Below are 16573 nucleotides of genomic sequence, written 5' to 3'. Positions count from 1 at the left end.
TCTGCGGGGGAGGGTGGCCCGCGAAGCGGGTCGGGAGAGGGGAGCGACGGTGCAGAACAAGGCTGCGCCCGTCATGAAGCCTGCGCCAGATCTTGAACCCGGGCTCCCCTCTCCCGCCCCCTGCTAACGCAGGCCCCGCCCCCCCCCCGCAGGGGGGGGGGGGAGAGCGCGTGACCGGTTGCCGGAGCTCGCCTCATGGGCGCCATGTCCTGCGCGGCACCGGAACTGTCAAAAATCAACAACAAACGGGGGAGACAACATCATGGCATCACCATTCCTGGGCGAATTCCTGGGCACGATGACGCTGATCGTGCTGGGCGACGGGATCGTCGCTGGCGCCCTGCTCAAGAAATCCAAGGGTGAGGGCGCAGGCTGGATCGCCATCACGGCAGGCTGGGCCTTCGCGGTGCTCGCCGGCATCTTCGTAGCGAACGCCACCGGCAGTCCCGACGCGCATCTCAACCCCGCCGTCACGGTAGCAGGCGCGGTCAGCTCCGGGGATTTTAGCAAGCTCGCGGTCTACATCCCGGCCCAGATGCTGGGCGCCTTCGTGGGCGCGGTCATCGTATGGCTACATTACCTGCCGCATTGGGCAGCCACGCCGGAGCAAGACCTCAAACTCGCCTGCTTCTGCACCGGCCCGGCGATCCGCGATGCGAAATCCAACTGGATTTCCGAGATCATCGCGACCTTCTTCCTGATCCTGACGATCTCCGCCCTCGTGACCAATACGCTGGGCTCGACCGGCGCCATCCCGCGGGGTGTGGCGCCCTACATGGTCGGCATGCTGGTCTGGGGTATCGGCCTGTCGCTTGGCGGCACCACCGGCTACGCCATCAACCCCGCCCGTGACCTCGGACCACGCATCGCCCACGCGGTGCTGCCGATCGCCGGCAAGGGCTCTTCGGATTGGGGCTACGCCCTGATCCCGGTCGCCGCCCCGGTTGTCGGCGCGGCTTTGGCCGGGCTGTTCGTGCGCGCCCTCGGGATCTGACGGAACCGCCATATCCTCAACCGCCGCGGGGCGTCCCTGCGTCGCGGCGGTTTGCGGCGCGGCGCGTCGGGGCTTAAGTCAGGACGAACTCCGACCGCGCCTCCGGGCGCCCCACGCGGTGTGGCAGCCCCCGACCCATGGCCGTCGTCCTCGACATCCTGAAGAACGATCCGCGGCCGGTCCGCCACCCCGAGAAGGCCCACCGGCCCGATCAGCCCGTCCAGGCCAAGAAGCCGGACTGGATCCGTGTGAAGGCGCCGGGCTCCAGGGCCTGGACCGAGACGCAGAAGATCGTCCGCGAGCACGGCCTCGTCACGGTCTGCGAGGAGGCGGGCTGCCCGAATATCGGCGAGTGCTGGGAGAAGCGGCACGCCACCTTCATGATCATGGGCGACACCTGCACGCGGGCCTGCGCCTTCTGCAACGTGCGCACCGGCCTGCCTGACGCCCTCGACATGGCCGAGCCCGAAAAGATCGGTGACTCGGTCGCCAAGCTCGGCCTGCACCACGTGGTGATCACCTCGGTCGACCGCGACGACCTGAAGGATGGCGGCGCCGAGCATTTTTCCCGCACCATCGCGGCGATCCGGCGGGCCAGCCCCGGCACCACCGTGGAGATCCTGACCCCCGACTTCCTGCGCAAGGACGGCGCGCTCGAGGTCGTGGTCGCCGCCAAGCCCGACGTATTCAACCACAATCTGGAGACCGTGCCGGCCAAGTACCTCACGGTGCGGCCCGGCGCCCGCTACTTCCACTCCGTGCGCCTGCTCCAGCGGGTGAAGGAGCTCGATCCGGCGATCTTCACCAAGTCCGGCATCATGGTCGGGCTCGGCGAGGAGCGGAACGAGGTGCTCCAGCTCATGGACGACCTGCGCTCGGCCGATGTCGACTTCCTGACCATCGGCCAGTACCTGCAGCCGTCGAAGAAGCACCACGAGGTCGTGCGCTTCGTCCCCCCTGACGAGTTCAAGGCTTACGAGACCACCGCCTACGCCAAGGGCTTCCTGCTGGTCTCGGCGACGCCCCTGACGCGTTCGTCGCACCATGCGGGCGAGGATTTCGCGCGTTTGCAGGCTGCACGTCGGGCGAAACTGGCGCCTGCGCTCTCGGCCTGAGGAAACCCAGACACGATGCCGTCCTTCCGGGTCACCCGCACGGTGAAGCATTCGCCGCAGCAGATGTACGACCTCGTCGCCGACGTGGAGCGTTATCCCGAGTTCCTGCCGCTCTGCGAATCCCTGCGGGTGATCCGCCGCCAGGACATGCCCGACAGCGGGCAGGTGCTGATCGCCGAGATGGGGGTTGGGTACAAGGCGATCCGCGAGCGCTTCACCACCCGGGTGAGCCTCGATCCGGCGAATCTCAAGATCGTGGCCGAGTATATCGACGGCCCGTTCCGGCACCTGGAGAACCGCTGGCTGTTCAAGGACGGCCCGAACGGCGGCTGCGCGGTCGATTTCTTCATCACCTACGAGTTCAAGAGCCGCACCCTCGGGCTCCTGATGGGCACGATGTTCGATCGGGCTTTCCGCAAGTTCACCGACGCCTTCGAGGGGCGCGCGGATCGCATGTACGGGGCGCGGGCGTAACCGCCGTCCTCGCGAGCGCTGGGAAGCGACCCAGGGAAGCGGGACGCCTCCGAATAGAGCGTTGCCCTGGATTGCTTCGCTTCGCTCGCAGAGACGGGTTCAGGCCCGCGCCGACACGCGCACATGCTCCGGTCGCACACCCATCCCGATCATCCGGGCCGGCAGGACCTGTAGCAGGGGCACCGCGTCGAGAATCCGCAGGGCCAGCGGTGCGCGGAACGGCGCATCCGCCTCGAGTGAGGCGGCGATCACCCGGGACTGAATCACCCGCTGTAGCGCCTGCGTGGCCCGCATCGGAAACATCCGGCGGCCCTGGACCCGGGCGAGGTCGGCTTCGGCGACGGGACCTGCCCGCAGCGGCCCGGCCAGGAGATTGGCCGCCGCCACCGCATCCTGAATCGCGAGATTGATCCCGACGCCACCCACCGGCGACATGGCGTGGGCGGCATCGCCGATGCAGAGCAGACCCGGCCGGTGCCAGCGCTCCAGCCGGTCGACGGTGACGGTCAGGAGCTTGACCGCGTCCCAATCGGCGATCTCCCCGGTGCGGTCGGCCAGGAACGGCGCGATCTGCGCGACCGCATCCCGGAAGGCCGGCAGGCCCTTCGCCCGCAGCGCCGCGTCGCCACCTTTGGGCACCACGTAGGCGCATTGCCACGCATCGCCCCGGTCGAGGGTGATCAGGATGCGCCCCGGCCCGAACCGCCCGGCCGCCGCCTCCGGATCGCCGTCCCGACGGGATAAGCGGAACCACAGCACGTCGATCGGCGCGCCGAAGGCCCGGGGCGTGAAGCCCGCACGGTCGCGCATCCGCGAGTGCCGGCCATCCGCGCAGAGCACCAGATCGGACCGGATCTCGACGGGGCCGTCCGGCCCCTCGGCACGTACGCCCAGGACCTGACCGTCGGCCTCGATCAGGTCCCGGGCCTCCGTGCGGCGGATCAGGCGGAAGGCCGGATAGCGCCCGGCCTCGTCGGCCAAAAAGTCTAAAAAGTCCCATTGCGGCATGAAGGACAGGAACCGGTTGCGCGTCGGCAGCCGACTGAAATCCGCGACCCGGTAGCTGCGCCCGCCGACGACCCCGGAAAGATGTTCGACACGCCGCTGGGGCAGGGTGCGGAAGCGTTCGGTGAAGCCCAGCTCATCCATCAGGTCGAGGGTGGAGGGGTGGATGGTGTCGCCGCGGAAGTCGCGCAGGAAATCCGCGTGCTTCTCCAGCACCACCGTCTCAATCCCGGCGCGGGCGAAAAGTAGGCCGGCCATCATCCCGGCGGGGCCACCGCCGACGATGCAGAGGCGGGTGGTCACCGTATTCATCGACCGTCCCTCCCAGGTCAGTCGCGAAGAGCCTCCTCCAGAAGGCCGATCGCGTCGGCGACGGCGGCGCGGCGGATGCCCGCGCGGCCGAGATCGCCGTAGCGTCGCTCGAGGTGGCGCACCGCGCCGTCCCGCACGGCGAGGCCGAAATGTACGAGACCAACCGGCTTCTCGGCGCTGCCGCCGCCGGGACCCGCGATTCCGGTGATCGCCACCGCCACCTTGGCCCGCGAGGCGCCGAGCGCGCCGGCCGCCATGGCCCGCGCCACCGGCTCGCTGACGGCGCCGTGCTTCTGGATCAGATCCATCGGCACGCCGATCGCCTCGGCCTTGGCCTCGTTCGAGTAGGTGACGAACCCGCGCTCGACCACCGCCGAGGAGCCCGGCACCGCGGTGAGCAGGCCGGCCACGAGGCCGCCCGTGCAGGATTCGGCGGTGGCGATGGTGCGTCCGGCCTTGGTGTAGGCGGCCACCAGCGCCTCGGCGCGGGCCAGAAGCTCCGTGTCGTCGATCATCGCGAACAGGCTCCCATCGGGCGGGGGCGCCCTATCTCGTGGTGTGAACCAGGGCCGGCCTCCACTCAAGGACGAACGGCTGCCGACAGGAGACACCGCGTCCATGATCTTCCCTGCTACGACGGCCATCTTTGCCGGGCTGCTGGCCCTCGTCTATCTGGGCTTATCGGGTTGGGTGATCGGGGCGCGGGTCTCCGAGAACGTGCTGTTCGGCGACGGCGGCGACACCGCGGTGCTCAAGCGGATCCGCTCGCACGCGAATTTCATCGAATACGTGCCGCTGGCGCTGATCCTGATCGGCCTGCTGGAAGCCGGCGGCGGCGGCCACGGGCTGGTGCAGGGGCTACTGGTGGCCCTGCTGGTCGGCCGGATCCTGCACCCGATCGGGATGTTCGCAGCCCCGAACTCCCCGCGCCAGTTCGCCTGCCGGGGTGGCGGCATCCTGCTGACGCTGGCGGTGCTCGGGATCGCCGCGATCGCGCTGCTGCTGCGGGCGGGCTGAGTCCGGGTTTCCAAAGGGCGAGCCCTTTGGTGGGTTGTCAGGGCAAGGCCCTGACGGATTCCAGGGCTCTGCCCTGGACCCGCGAAAGGGCTCGCCCTTTCGAAACCAAGACTTCGCGCCCGCCCCTTAGGCAGGCTCGTCCACCTCGGGCAGCCGCACCGTCGCGGCGGCCTGGGCGGCGAGCCCCTCCGCCCGGCCAACGAAGCCGAGCTTTTCCGTGGTCGTCGCCTTGATCGAGACCGCCGAGAGCGGCACCCCGGCGATAGCGGCGATGCGCGCCCGGATCTCCTCCCGATGCTGGCCGATGCGCGGCGCCTCGGCGAGCACGGTGATGTCGAGGTGGTCGATCCGGCCGCCCCGGGCGCGGACCAGCTCGCAGGCATGGGCCAGGAACTGATCCGACGAGGCCCCGCGCCAGCGCTCGTCGGAGGGCGGGAAGTGGGTGCCAATATCGCCGTCCGCGATGGCGCCGAGCAGCGCATCGGTCAGCGCGTGGAGCGCCACATCGCCGTCGGAATGGGCGAGCACGCCGCGATCGGCCGGGATCTTCACGCCGCCGAGCCAGACATGGTCCCCGGTGGTGAAGGCGTGGACGTCGAAGCCGGTGCCGAGACGGGTCACGTAACTGGTCATGGCGCGGGCTCCCGGCGCTGGGGCATCAGTGGTGCCGGCCGCGAAGGCGCGGTCGGCCTCGATCAGGTCGGCGGGCTGGGTGATCTTGCGATTGGCGAGATCGCCTGCGAACACAACCACCGACAGGCCTGCCCATTCGGCGAGCGCCCCGTCATCGGTGAAGGCGTCGAGGTTCTGGGCCGCGGCGTCGCGATGCGCATTCAGCAGCGGGCCGAACACGAAGGCCTGGGGCGTCTGGACGGCGCGCAGGTGCTCGCGCGGCGGGGTCTCGTGCACCCGGCCGATGCCTGGGGCGATGTCGACCACGCGCTTGACCGTATCGGTCACCGGCACGCCCGGCACGGCGGCGCCGTGGTCGCGCCCGGCCGCGATCGCCCGGGCGATCAGCGGCGCATCGACGTAGGGGCGGGCGGCGTCATGGACCAGCACGATCTCGGGTGCCGCGCCGGCCAGGGCCTCGAGACCGGCCCGGACGGAGAGTTGGCGCGTCGCGCCGCCCTCGACCGGCTGGGCGATCTTGGCGCGAAGCCCGGCGTCGAGCTCCTCCAGGCACGTCTGAAAAAAGTCGGCCGCGTCGGCGGCGATCACCGGCTGGATCCGGTCGATCGCATCCTGGGCGGCCAGCGCTGCGAGCGTGCGCGTGAGGACCGCCTGACCGCCCACGCGGCGATACTGCTTGGGCGTCCCGCCGCCGATGCGGATGCCGCGGCCGGCCGCCACCACCACCGCGGCGACGCCGGAACCCGCTTGTGCGGATCCGGTGGCAGGCGTGCCGGTGGCGGACATGGGCGGTGAACTCGTGGGATCTGGGTGCAGGATCGCGGCCGGGCGCGGGCCAGCCGTGCCGCCACTGCCCTGCCGGTGAGCAGGCCCGTCGTTTAAGCGGGGGTGGACGCGAAATCAACGCGCGGCCCCGCTTGCCAGCGGACCGGGCTTGCCTCATTGTTGTGCAGAATGGCGACTGATCATTATTTGAGCGCGCTGCGCGGGGGACGGCCGATGGAGGGCGGGGCACAGCCTGCGCCGCTTTGCCTGTTGGCCCCGCTCTCCGGCGTCACCGACCTGCACATGCGTCGGATCGCCCGCCGCTGCGGTGCCGACGCGGTGATCTCCGAGATGGTGGCGGCGCGGGAATTCACCCGCGGATCCGGCGAGGCCACGCTGCGCGCGAACGGGTCGGGCGTCGATCTCCACGTGGTTCAGCTCGCGGGCTGCGAGGCAGAGCCGATAGCGGAGGCCGCGCGCCTCGCTGAGGCCGGCGGCGCCCATGTGATCGACGTGAACATGGGCTGCCCGGCCAAGATCGTCACCGGCATCGCCTCGGGCTCGGCCCTGATGCGCGACCTCGACCATGCCGAGCGGCTGCTCGCCGCGGTCCGGAACGCTGTTTCGGTGCCGGTCACCGTCAAGATGCGCCTCGGCTGGGACGACGCGACCCGCAACGCCCCCGACCTCGCAGCCCGCGCCGAACGGCTGGGGCTCAACGCCGTCACGGTCCACGGGCGGACCCGGCAGCAATTCTACACCGGCACGGCCGATTGGTCGGCGATCCGCGCGGTGGTGGAGGCGGTGTCGATCCCGGTGATCGCCAACGGCGACGTGACCGACCTCGCCAGCGCCCGGGACTGCCTCGCGGCCTCCGGCGCCGCCGGGGTGATGATCGGCCGGGCGGCGACCGGCCGTCCCTGGCGCGTCGGGCAGGTCGCAGCGGCGCTCGCCGGCCGGCTGGTCCCAGAGCCGTCGCGGGCCGAGCAGGCGGCGCTCGCCGCCGAACACTATGCCGGCCTCCTGGCGCTCTACGGTCGCCAGATGGGCGTGCGCCACGCGCGAAAGCACCTCGCCGCCTATGCCGAGACCGGCGGGGCGCTGGAGCCGGCCGAGCGGTCGGCGCTCCTGACCACCACCGATCCGGAGGTCGCCCTGTCCCTTCTGGCCCGGGCCTTCGCGGGACCGGCCGACACCGTGCGGGAGGCCGCGTGAGCGACGAACTTCCCCCCCAGGACCCCGGCACAAGGCGCGATACCGCCGCCGAGGCAGTGCTCAACGCGCTGCCGCTGCCGGTGCTCACCATCGGCGGCGACGAGCAGATCCTCCACTGCAACCACGCCGCGGAGGCGTTCTTCGACTATTCCGCTCGGTTGATGCAGCGCCGCCGGCTGCGCGACATCATCCCGTTCGCCTCGCCGATCATCGCCCTGGTGGCCGAGGTGCGGCGGCGCCGGGCCAGCGTCAGCGAGTACCGGGTGGAGCTGACCCAGCCGCGCCTCGGGCTGGAGCGCAGCGTCGACGTGTTCGCGACGCCCCTCGGCGACGACGGCGATGCCGTGGTGATGATGCTGCAGGAGCGCACCATCGCCGACAAGATGAACCGCCAGCTCACCCATCGCGGTGCCGCCCGCTCGATGGTGGCACTCGGTGCGATGCTGGCCCACGAGATCAAGAACCCCCTCGCGGGCATCCGCGGCGCCGCGCAACTCCTCGAGAGCACCGGCGCCGAGGAGGACCGGATGCTCACCCGCCTGATCTGCGACGAATCCGACCGGATCGTGCGCATCGTCGAGCGGATGGAGCTGTTCGGCGACGAGCGCCCGGCCGATCGCGGCGCCGTCAACGTCCACGGGGTGCTCGATCAGGTGAAGCGCTCGGCGCAATCGGGTTTCGCGCGGCACATCCGCTTCGTCGAGACCTACGATCCGTCCCTGCCGCCGGTTTTGGGCAGCCGCGACCAGCTGATCCAGGTGATCCTGAACCTCGTGAAGAACGCCGCCGAGGCGATCGGCCCCGACGCGGTCGAGGGCGAGATCACCCTGTCGACCGCCTTCCGCACCGGCCTGCGTCTGCAGGTGCCGGGCTCGCGCGAGCGGGTCAGCCTGCCGATCGAGGTGGCGGTGCGCGACAACGGCCCCGGCATCTCGGCCGAGCTGCTGCAGGACCTGTTCGATCCGTTCGTGACCACGAAGGCACAGGGCTCCGGCCTCGGTCTTGCATTGGTGGCCAAGATCGTCGGCGATCACGGAGGGATCGTCGAGTGCGATCCCGCCCCCCGCCGCACGACGTTCCGCATCCTCCTGCCGATGTCGAGCGCCCGGGACGGGCGCGAATCGGCGGTCGATCCGTAATATGGTTTTTCCCATCCGGCCCCCGTCGGAGGTCTGAGTAGAGAGTCATGCCGAACGGCCACATCATCGTCGCCGACGACGACGCCGCGATCCGCACCGTGCTCAACCAGGCGCTGTCCCGGGCGGGCTACGAGGTCCGCTCCACGGGCAACTGCGCCACCCTCTGGCGCTGGGTCGCGCAGGGGGAGGGCGACCTCGTCATCACCGACGTGGTGATGCCCGACGAGAACGTGTTCGACCTGCTGCCGCGCATCAAGCGCGTGCGGCCGGAGCTGCCGATCATCGTGATGAGCGCGCAGAACACCTTCATGACGGCGATCCGCGCCTCGGAGCGGGGCGCCTACGAGTATTTGCCCAAACCCTTCGACCTGAAGGAGCTGATCGCCATCGTGGGTCGGGCGCTGTCGCGGCCCCGCGGCACGGCACCCGCCGGCGCGCCCCCCGAGAATGAAGACATCCCCCTGGTCGGCCGCTCGCCCGCCATGCAGGAGATCTACCGGGCGCTGGCCCGGCTCATGCCCACCGACCTCACCGTGATGATCACCGGTGAATCCGGCACCGGCAAGGAGCTGGTCGCCCGGGCGCTGCACGATTACGGCCGGCGCCGCACCGGCCCGTTCGTGCCGGTCAACATGGCGGCGATCCCGCGCGACCTGATCGAATCCGAGCTGTTCGGCCACGAGAAGGGCGCCTTCACGGGCGCGCTCCAGCGCTCGGCCGGCCGGTTCGAGCAGGCCGAGGGCGGCACGCTGTTCCTCGACGAGATCGGCGACATGCCCATGGAAGCGCAGACCCGTCTGCTGCGCGTGCTCCAGCAGGGCGAGTACACCACGGTCGGCGGCCGGGTGCCGATCAAGACCAACGTCCGGATCATCGCGGCGACCAACAAGGACCTGCGGATCTCGATCCAGCAGGGGATCTTCCGCGAGGATCTGTTCTTCCGGCTGAACGTGGTCCCGCTGCGGCTGCCGGCCCTGCGCGAGCGCTCGGAGGATGTGCCCGACCTCGTCCGCCATTTCTTCGTGCTGGTCGAGCGCGAGGGCCTGACCCGGAAGTCCCTCGACGGCGACGCCATGGAGCGGCTGAAGCGCTACCGCTGGCCCGGCAACGTCCGCGAGCTCGAAAACCTCGTCCGGCGGCTCGCCGCCCTCTACCCGCAGGACACGATCACCGGCCCGGTGATCGAGGCGGAACTCGACACCCTGCCGCTCGCAAGTCCCGCGGCACCGTCCGCCAACGGCGCCGCGCGCAAGGCCGGCGGTGAGTCGGAGAGCCTGTCGAGCGCGGTGGAGCGGCACCTCTCGGATTACTTTTCGGGTTATCGCGACACGCTGCCGCCGCCGGGGCTCTATCACCGGATCCTGCGGGAGATCGAAGGCCCGCTCATCGGCGCGGCGCTCGCCGCCACCCGCGGTAACCAGATCCGAGCCGCGGAACTGCTCGGGGTCAACCGCAACACGCTGCGCAAGAAGGTGCGGGATCTCGACCTCCAGGTGTTCCGGACGGCGCGATAGGTCGGGAAGGCCGGTCGAACCAGCCGGGCGCCCGGTTTGCTGCGCCCGCGCGACCGCGCGATACGGTCAGGGCGCGAGCCATTCCCCGCGCCAGCCGGTCGCAGACCTGTGCCAAGCCGCCCGACGGTGGCCGCGTCGATCGAGATAGAGAACGTCGAGCCGCTCGGCCCGAACCACCACGGCGGTGAAATGCGGCCGACCGAGCGATGGGGCCGCATTCTCGTCCGGCAGCCGGTAGGCGCCGCCTTCGAGCAACGCGGTTCCCGGTGCAGGCTCGGCGCCGTAGCAGACGCAGCTCATCGCCCGGGATCCGGCCCAGGCGGCCTCGGCCACGGCGTCCTCGGTGTGCAGCGTTGCCTGGCCCTCGACGCGGATCTGGATCTTGGCCGCCGCGTCGTAGGCGGCGAGCGCACAGGCCGGGTTCGCGGCGATCTCGGCGGCCTTGCCGGAGCGGCAGTCGCAGTGGAACCGGAGGGTGCCGGCTTCAGGATCGGCTTCGCGCAGCACCACGATGCGCAGCCGCGGCACGCCGTCCGCATTCAGCGTCGCCAGGGCCGGCAGATGGAACCCGCTCCTCCCCAGCGCAGCGCCCTCTGCCAGGAGCCGCCACGCTTCGGCGAAGGTGGCGTCGAGGTCGTCGTAGAAGGCCGGCAGCGGCGCGCGGGTCATGCCCCGCTCCGCCTGCGGCGCCGCTCGCGGAAGATCAGCGCGAGGTTGCGCAGGTAGATGCCGGTCGACAGGCCCTGGCCGATGATGATCACCGGCTCGCGCCGCACGAAGCCGTAGACCAGGGTCATCAGACCGCCGAGGATCGAGAGGAACCAGAAGGACAGCGGCATCACGCTGCGCCCCGCCCGCTCGCTGGCGATCCATTGCAGGATGAAGCGGGAGCCGAACACCACCTGAGCGACGATGCCGAACACCAGCCAGAAATCCATCCGGGTGACGAACACGTCGTAGAAGTAGTCGGGCAGGTCGTGGGCGAGCTGGATCAGCATCCGACGTCCTGGTCTGCCGGCGGGCCGGCCGGCGCGGCGATCTCTTCCGGGCGCGGATCGGAGCGCTTGCGCCGGATCAGCCACCAGACGCCCGCGAGGTCGAGGAGCCCGACCCAGAGGCGGTCGAACAGCCCGTAATTCGAAACGCCGGTCAGCCGCGGCCGGTCGATCACGTCGCGATGGACCACGGCAAAACCCTCCCGCGCCACGAGCGCCGGCATGAACCGGTGCAGGGCATCGAAATAGGGCAGCCGGAGATAGACGGCGCGCCGGAACACCTTGAGGCCGCAGCCGGTGTCGCGGGTGGAATCCTTGAGGATCCGCCCGCGCACGCCGTTGGCGATCCGCGACTGGAGCATCTTGAACGGCCCGTCCTTGCGCCCGCGCCGCTGGCCCTGGGCGAGCCCGGCCCCGGGGCCGGCCTCATCAAGGGCGGCGAGCAGGACCGGGATGAAGGCCGGATCGTTCTGGCCGTCGCCGTCGAGGGTCGCGACGGTCTCGCCCCGGGCCGCCAGGACGCCGCTGCGCACAGCGGCGGACTGGCCGCCACCGGTTGCATGGCGCAGCACCCGGAGCCAGGGCCGTCCCGCCCGCGCCGCCGCCAGCGCCGCCGGGGTGGCGTCGGTGGAGCCGTCATCGACGCAGATCAGCTCGAAGGCGAGGCCCGCGCAGGCGGCCTCGATCTCGGCTACCAGGGGCGCGACGTTGCCGGCCTCGTTGCGCATCGGCACGACGACGCTGAGACGGGGGGCCTCGGTCATGGAGTCACCCCGTAGGCCGTCACAAAGACCCGCCGGCCGGTGTTGAGGTTGAAGCCCTCGACCTCGGCCATCGGGGCCGGCGCCCCGTGCCCCACCGGCCAAGCGGCGTTGAAGTCGTCGCGGTCCCGGGCTTCGACGAAGAGCAGCCGGCAGCCGCCAGCCTCCAGGAACTCCCGCGCCGCCGGACCGTCCGGCGGCAGGGCGAGCCCGGTGCCGATCAGGAACACGAGGCTCGGCTCGCGATAGCCGAGGCTTGCCACCGCGGGGTCCGCGCAGGGCATCCGGTCGCGCAGGGCGGCGAGCCGCGGGGAGACCTTGAGGGCCGGCAGCGAGCGCTGCGCCACGCCCAGCACCGCCGGTCCGAGGAGGCACGAGGCCAGCACGCCGAGCACGAGGGCACGCTCGGCCGATCCCTCCACAGGCCCTCGGGCGAAGGTCAGCCACGCAAGGCCGGCCACCGCGCAGGCGGCCGCGAGCAGCGGCAGGGCCGGCCAAGGGATCGTGTGGCTATCGAGGCGCCAGCCGACGACGCACAGGCCAAGGGTCAGCGCCACGGGAATCGCCGGCACCAGCAGCGCGGTCAGGCGGGCGCCGCGCAGCCGCGGATCCAGCGCCCCCCGCGACAAAGCCAGCACGGTGAGGATCGCGAGCCACGGCATCAGCGGCAGGACGTAGTGGGGCAGCTTGGTCGGTACCGCCTCGAAGATCAGCCAGGCCGGCAGATCCGCGGCGATCAGGAACGCGATGGCGGGTTCGCGCCGCGCCCGCCACGCGAAGGGCAGGCTCATGGCCGCGAAGGCGGCGCCGGGCCAGAAGGTCGCGAAGAACGCGAGCGTGTAAGCCCCCGGCGGTCCCCAGTGCCGCTCGGCCGCGCCGCCGACCTTGCCGAGCATGTCGTGCCCGATCGCCTCGGCGTAGAAGGCGCCCCCGCTCTTCCAGGCGATGGCGGCGAACCAGGGGGCGACCAGCAGGAGGGTCAGGGCGAGGCCCGGCAGCGGCCGCAGGGGCAGCAGCCAGCGCCCGGAGCGCGCCACGACCGACAATCCGAGCGCCGGCAGGGCGACGAAGAGCGGGACCATCGGCCCCTTCACGAGGATGCCCAGAGCCATTCCGAGCCAGAAGGCCGCGAAGATCGGTCCTGCAGGGGTTCGGCCCGCGCGCGCGGCGAGCCACGTTCGGGCGAGCGCCGCGAGGCTCGCGGTGGCGCAGGCCGCCAGGAACGCGTCGGTCTTGGCGAGGTGCGCCTCGGCGTTGAGCATCAGACAGGCGCCGTAGAGGGCGGCGGCGAGCAGCGCCCCGCGGCGCGGGAGGAAGGCGAGCGCCGCCCAGTAGGCGAGCAACACCGAGGCGGCGGCGCCAATCAGCGAGGGGATGCGGTAGAGGGCGATCTGCGTGCGGGCGTCCGGCACGCCGAGCGCTTCCCCGGCCGCCACCGCGGCCGCCTGGGCCCAGTAAATCCCCACCGGCTTCTTGTTGCGCGCCTCGTCCTGGAAGCGGATGTTCACAAGGTCGCCGGTCTCCAGCATCTGCTTCGAGGCCTGAGCGAAGCGCGGCTCATCCCGGTCCATCGGCTGCAGCGAGATCTGGCCCGGCAGGAACAGGACCAGGCAGAGCGCCAGCAGGGCGGCGACGGCGCGGGCATGGGTCACGCTCAGCGCATCGAGCCCGCGGCCGATCCGGTCGGCGGGTGCGAGGCGCGCAGTGCCGCCGGCGGAAAGGCTCGTGGTCATGCCGGGCCGGTCAATCAGGATCGCGCGGGAAGGTCAAATGCACCGGGGGCTCAGGGGTGCGGATATCCGTATCGGGCGGAGCATTCGGTACCGCTGTCACGTCTTGTCTGTGTGTTGGAGGCGAGGTCGCATTCCGCTGGCGCTCCATGCCGCCGGGACAGGGGGAGTCTTGGCGGCACCACCCCTTCTCGCGGACCGGTGCAGCGCAGCGCAACCTGATCCGGACCCAGCGCGAGACGCGCCACGCAGCGGCGGCACATTCAAGCGACCAGCAGCTCCCGCAGCTCCCGCATGTCGGCCACCCCTTCCAGCGCGTTGACCCGCGCGATCAGCCGATCGGCCTTGTCCGGCCCGAGAACCGGCGCCATCAGGTCCCACGCCTTGGCGTTGACCGCCTCCGTGTTCAGCGGGTTCTCCTTCGTGCCAGGCGGGTGCCGGGTGTGGTGCTCGACGATCCGGCCATCCGCCAGCGTGATCGTCACGATCGCACCACGCGGGGCAGCCGGGTCCATCAGGGCCGGATCCCCCGCGAGCTCGACCTTGGCGCGTTCCGCCGCGATCACGGGATCGTGCATCAGGCCGGCATCGTGGCTGTCGGCGAAGGAGACCGCGCCCTTCACCAGCGCCAACGCCACGAGGTGCTGGCAGCTGACATCCGGCATGGCGCTCGACCCGACGATGCCCACCGCGTCGGTCGGCACCTTCACCAGGATGTGGCGCACAGTCTCCGGCGTCAGGCCGTATTGCCGGCGCAAGCTCAGCGTCGCGTCGAGCGGCGACTGGATCGGGTAGCCGACCGAGTAGGTCTTGATCGCCGTCTCGGTGACGAAGAAGCGGCTGCCCAGCCCGTCCAGCATCGCGTCCGGCTTCGGTGCGGTCGAGAGGGCGTTCAGCAGGTTGTGGCGTCCGTCGAGCACGTCGGCCACGCCCGTCAGCCCGGCCTCGACCATGCCGACCGCCGTGACACCGTTGCGCGCGCCCATGCCGGCGAAGTCGAAGGCCTTCTCGACATGGTCGTGATCGCGCACCCAGCTCCACAGGCCGGAGACCTGCTGGGCCGCGTAGGACAGCGCGAAGCGCATGCCGCGCTCGTCGAGGCGGGCGAGCGACGCGGCAGCGCCCAGCGCCCCGAAGGTCGAGCTGGTCCCCTCCGCGCTCCGGTGCGTGCCGCGCACCTGATCGGGCCCGAGCGCCAGCAGCAGCCGGCAGCAGAGGTCGTAGCCCAACGCCACAGCGCGGACGAATTCGGGTCCGGAATTGCCGTGCAGCTCGGCGAGCGCCAGGGCGGCCGGCACGGTGGCACAGCCGGGATGGGCCTTGGTCACCGGCTCGAAATCGTCGGTCTCGTCGGCATGGGCGCACATGGCGTTGGCGAGGGCGGCGTTGACCGTCGTGGTCCGGAAGCCGGAGGCGACGACCCCCGCCTGCTCGGTGCCGCCGAGACCTTTGACGTAAGTCAGCGCCATCGCGCCGGGCTGCATACGGGCGCCCGACACCATGGCGGCGAAGGTGTCGAGGATCCGGTGCTTGCAGGCGATCAGCACCTCCGGCGGGAGAGCCTGTTCCCGGGCGGATGCCATGTAGCGGGCGAGCCGCCCGGTCACGTTGGCTTCCCCGGCCAGGGCCGGCAGGGCCTTCGCGACTCCGAGGGCGCCGGCGCCCTGGATCAGGCGGCGCCGGGTCGGCGCGTTCACGTAGCGGCCCGCAGGCGCGCGAAGCCGGCGTCGAGGTCGGCCTTGAGGTCTTCGACGTCCTCCAGCCCGATATGGAAGCGCAGGGCCGGGCCGCCCGGCGCCCATTGCGTGGCGGTGCGGTAGCCGGCGCAATCGAACGGGATCACGAGGCTCTCGAAGCCGCCCCAGGAGAAGCCTATTCCGAACAGCTGCAGCCCGTCCAGCATGGCGGCGACCGCTGCCTCCGGCACCGGCTTCAGGATCACCCCGAACAGCCCGGAGGCGCCGGAGAAGTCGCGCTTCCAGATGGCGTGGCCGGGATCCTCCGGCAGACCGGGATGGAGCACCCGCAGCACCTCGGGCCGGGCCTGGAACCACCGGGCCATCTCCAGCCCGGCGCGGCCATGCTCGCGCAGGCGCAGGTTCATGGTGCGCATGCCGCGCAGTGCCAGGAAGATGTCCTCCGCACCCGCGCACATGGCGAAATGGTCGAAGGTGCGCCGCACGGCCGGGTAGTAGCGGGCGTTGGCCGAGGTCAGGCCGATCAGCAGGTCCGAGCCGCCGCTGAGATACTTGGTCCCGGCCTCGACCGCGATGTCGACGCCGCGCTCGTGCGGTGGGAACAGCAGCGGCGTCGCCCAGGTGTTGTCCATGATCACGCAGGCGTCGCGGGCATGCGCCTCCGCGGCGATGGCCGGGATGTCCTGCATCTCGAAGCTCTGCGAGCCGGGCGCCTCGACCAGAACGGCCTTCGTGTTCGGCCGCATCAGCGCGGCGATGCCAGCCCCGATGGTGGGATCGTAATAGGTGACCTCCACGCCGAACCGGGCCAGCACGCCGTCGCAGAACTGGCGGGTCGGCCGGTAGGCGGAATCGGTGACGAGGAGGTGATCCCCCGCCGAGACCGCGGCCATCAGCGCGACGGTGAGTGCCGCCAGACCGGAGGGCGTCACCACCGTGCCGGCGGCGCCCGCGAGTTCGGTCCAGGCCTCGGTGAGCGCGTCCATGGTGGGCGTCGCCGAGGTGCCGTAATTGTAGCGCCCGCGCCGGTGCTTGATGGCGTCGTAGGTCGGGTAGAGGACCGTGGAGCCGCGATAGATCGGCGTGTTGACGAAGCCGTGCTGCGCGCCCGGGTCGCGGCCCGCATGGACAAGGCGTGTCGCGGGGGCGAAACTCTTTTCGGACTCGGGCGAGGGCTTCAGGGACATCGGAACTCGGGGACCGGGCT

The 16573-nt window shown here is 71.0% G+C and carries 16 protein-coding genes; 7 read left to right on the top strand and 9 right to left on the bottom strand.

The genetic code is table 11. The features are described from left to right. The first annotated feature begins 262 nt into the window (after window positions 1-262). The 3 genes from BLQ49_RS10495 (at window position 263) to BLQ49_RS10485 (ending at window position 2583) form a co-directional block, all read left to right on the top strand. The gene (locus tag BLQ49_RS10495) at window positions 263-994 is read left to right on the top strand and encodes an MIP/aquaporin family protein (RefSeq protein WP_091715629.1); all 732 of its coding nucleotides are present in this window, start codon (window positions 263-265) and stop codon (window positions 992-994) included. A 137-nt stretch (window positions 995-1131) separates the two neighbouring features. Then, window positions 1132-2109 carry a lipoyl synthase gene (gene lipA, locus BLQ49_RS10490; protein ID WP_091715627.1) on the top strand — a complete coding sequence of 326 codons (978 nt, stop codon included), beginning with the start codon at window positions 1132-1134 and terminating at the stop codon, window positions 2107-2109. Between the two features lie 15 nt (window positions 2110-2124). After that, on the top strand, window positions 2125-2583 hold the full coding sequence (locus BLQ49_RS10485) for a type II toxin-antitoxin system RatA family toxin (protein ID WP_091715626.1): 459 nt from the start codon (window positions 2125-2127) through the stop codon (window positions 2581-2583). 99 nt (window positions 2584-2682) lie between these two features. Here BLQ49_RS10485 and BLQ49_RS10480 read toward each other — a convergent pair whose 3' ends face one another. Continuing rightward, entirely contained in the window at window positions 2683-3900 is a 1218-nt protein-coding gene (locus tag BLQ49_RS10480; RefSeq protein WP_091715624.1) for an FAD-dependent oxidoreductase, read from the bottom strand. A 17-nt stretch (window positions 3901-3917) separates the two neighbouring features. Then, a complete protein-coding gene (locus BLQ49_RS10475; RefSeq protein WP_091715623.1) occupies window positions 3918-4415 on the bottom strand; it encodes a CinA family protein in 498 nt (165 codons plus the stop codon). Window positions 4416-4518: 103 nt separating this feature from the next. On the opposite strand from BLQ49_RS10475, the gene BLQ49_RS10470 reads away from it, so the two are divergent. After that, window positions 4519-4917, top strand: coding sequence for an MAPEG family protein (locus tag BLQ49_RS10470; RefSeq protein ID WP_091715621.1), 399 nt, complete (start codon window positions 4519-4521; stop codon window positions 4915-4917). 126 nt (window positions 4918-5043) lie between these two features. Here the strand turns inward: BLQ49_RS10470 and BLQ49_RS10465 are convergent, their stop codons facing one another. Next, window positions 5044-6336: a bifunctional 2-C-methyl-D-erythritol 4-phosphate cytidylyltransferase/2-C-methyl-D-erythritol 2,4-cyclodiphosphate synthase gene (locus tag BLQ49_RS10465; RefSeq protein WP_091715620.1), complete on the bottom strand. Its 1293-nt coding sequence runs from the start codon at window positions 6334-6336 to the stop codon at window positions 5044-5046. A 168-nt stretch (window positions 6337-6504) separates the two neighbouring features. Here BLQ49_RS10465 and dusB point away from each other — a divergent pair, with 168 nt between their 5' ends. From dusB to ntrC, 3 genes are read left to right on the top strand one after another with little or no spacing between them, the layout of a single operon-like run. Next, complete coding sequence (dusB, locus tag BLQ49_RS10460) at window positions 6505-7530, top strand: tRNA dihydrouridine synthase DusB (protein ID WP_091715618.1); 1026 nt, start codon at window positions 6505-6507, stop codon at window positions 7528-7530. After that, entirely contained in the window at window positions 7527-8669 is a 1143-nt protein-coding gene (locus tag BLQ49_RS10455; RefSeq protein ID WP_091715617.1) for a two-component system sensor histidine kinase NtrB, read from the top strand. Before dusB ends, BLQ49_RS10455 begins: the two co-directional genes overlap by 4 nt. 47 nt (window positions 8670-8716) lie before the next feature. Next, a complete protein-coding gene (gene ntrC / locus BLQ49_RS10450) occupies window positions 8717-10183 on the top strand; it encodes a nitrogen regulation protein NR(I) (RefSeq protein ID WP_091715615.1) in 1467 nt (488 codons plus the stop codon). 66 nt (window positions 10184-10249) lie between these two features. Here the strand turns inward: ntrC and BLQ49_RS10445 are convergent, their stop codons facing one another. The 6 genes from BLQ49_RS10445 to metC form a co-directional block, all read right to left on the bottom strand. Then, window positions 10250-10852 (bottom strand): pyridoxamine 5'-phosphate oxidase family protein, encoded by a 603-nt coding sequence (locus BLQ49_RS10445; RefSeq protein ID WP_091715613.1) that lies wholly within the window; start codon window positions 10850-10852, stop codon window positions 10250-10252. Further along, the gene (locus BLQ49_RS10440) at window positions 10849-11181 is read right to left on the bottom strand and encodes a lipid-A-disaccharide synthase N-terminal domain-containing protein (RefSeq protein ID WP_091715611.1); all 333 of its coding nucleotides are present in this window, start codon (window positions 11179-11181) and stop codon (window positions 10849-10851) included. Before BLQ49_RS10440 ends, BLQ49_RS10445 begins: the two co-directional genes overlap by 4 nt. Then, window positions 11175-11942, bottom strand: coding sequence for a glycosyltransferase (locus BLQ49_RS10435; RefSeq protein WP_091715610.1), 768 nt, complete (start codon window positions 11940-11942; stop codon window positions 11175-11177). The genes BLQ49_RS10440 and BLQ49_RS10435 overlap by 7 nt, the downstream gene beginning before the upstream one ends. Next, complete coding sequence (locus BLQ49_RS10430; RefSeq protein WP_091715608.1) at window positions 11939-13672, bottom strand: ArnT family glycosyltransferase; 1734 nt, start codon at window positions 13670-13672, stop codon at window positions 11939-11941. The genes BLQ49_RS10435 and BLQ49_RS10430 overlap by 4 nt, the downstream gene beginning before the upstream one ends. Window positions 13673-13932: 260 nt before the next feature. After that, entirely contained in the window at window positions 13933-15366 is a 1434-nt protein-coding gene (locus tag BLQ49_RS10425) for an MmgE/PrpD family protein (RefSeq protein WP_091715607.1), read from the bottom strand. Further along, window positions 15363-16553, bottom strand: coding sequence for a cystathionine beta-lyase (gene metC, locus BLQ49_RS10420; protein WP_091715605.1), 1191 nt, complete (start codon window positions 16551-16553; stop codon window positions 15363-15365). The genes BLQ49_RS10425 and metC overlap by 4 nt, the downstream gene beginning before the upstream one ends. Window positions 16554-16573 lie beyond the last annotated feature (20 nt).

It is taken from the genome of Methylobacterium phyllostachyos (assembly GCF_900103445.1).
GTDB classification, from domain to species: Bacteria; Pseudomonadota; Alphaproteobacteria; order Rhizobiales; family Beijerinckiaceae; genus Methylobacterium; species Methylobacterium phyllostachyos.
This window is presented reverse-complemented; position numbering and strand designations above follow the sequence as displayed.

Excerpts from the sequence above, each read along its gene's own strand:
- BLQ49_RS10495 (WP_091715629.1), top strand. The coding sequence starts at position 263 with ATGGCATCACCATTCCTGGGCGAATTCCTGGGCACGATGACGCTGATC.
- lipA (WP_091715627.1), top strand. The coding sequence starts at position 1,132 with ATGGCCGTCGTCCTCGACATCCTGAAGAACGATCCGCGGCCGGTCCGC.
- BLQ49_RS10485 (WP_091715626.1), top strand. The coding sequence starts at position 2,125 with ATGCCGTCCTTCCGGGTCACCCGCACGGTGAAGCATTCGCCGCAGCAG.
- BLQ49_RS10480 (WP_091715624.1), bottom strand. The coding sequence starts at position 3,900 with ATGAATACGGTGACCACCCGCCTCTGCATCGTCGGCGGTGGCCCCGCC.
- BLQ49_RS10475 (WP_091715623.1), bottom strand. The coding sequence starts at position 4,415 with ATGATCGACGACACGGAGCTTCTGGCCCGCGCCGAGGCGCTGGTGGCC.
- BLQ49_RS10470 (WP_091715621.1), top strand. The coding sequence starts at position 4,519 with ATGATCTTCCCTGCTACGACGGCCATCTTTGCCGGGCTGCTGGCCCTC.
- BLQ49_RS10465 (WP_091715620.1), bottom strand. The coding sequence starts at position 6,336 with ATGTCCGCCACCGGCACGCCTGCCACCGGATCCGCACAAGCGGGTTCC.
- dusB (WP_091715618.1), top strand. The coding sequence starts at position 6,505 with ATGGCGACTGATCATTATTTGAGCGCGCTGCGCGGGGGACGGCCGATG.
- ntrC (WP_091715615.1), top strand. The coding sequence starts at position 8,717 with ATGCCGAACGGCCACATCATCGTCGCCGACGACGACGCCGCGATCCGC.
- BLQ49_RS10445 (WP_091715613.1), bottom strand. The coding sequence starts at position 10,852 with ATGACCCGCGCGCCGCTGCCGGCCTTCTACGACGACCTCGACGCCACC.
- BLQ49_RS10440 (WP_091715611.1), bottom strand. The coding sequence starts at position 11,181 with ATGCTGATCCAGCTCGCCCACGACCTGCCCGACTACTTCTACGACGTG.
- BLQ49_RS10435 (WP_091715610.1), bottom strand. The coding sequence starts at position 11,942 with ATGACCGAGGCCCCCCGTCTCAGCGTCGTCGTGCCGATGCGCAACGAG.
- BLQ49_RS10430 (WP_091715608.1), bottom strand. The coding sequence starts at position 13,672 with ATGACCACGAGCCTTTCCGCCGGCGGCACTGCGCGCCTCGCACCCGCC.
- metC (WP_091715605.1), bottom strand. The coding sequence starts at position 16,553 with ATGTCCCTGAAGCCCTCGCCCGAGTCCGAAAAGAGTTTCGCCCCCGCG.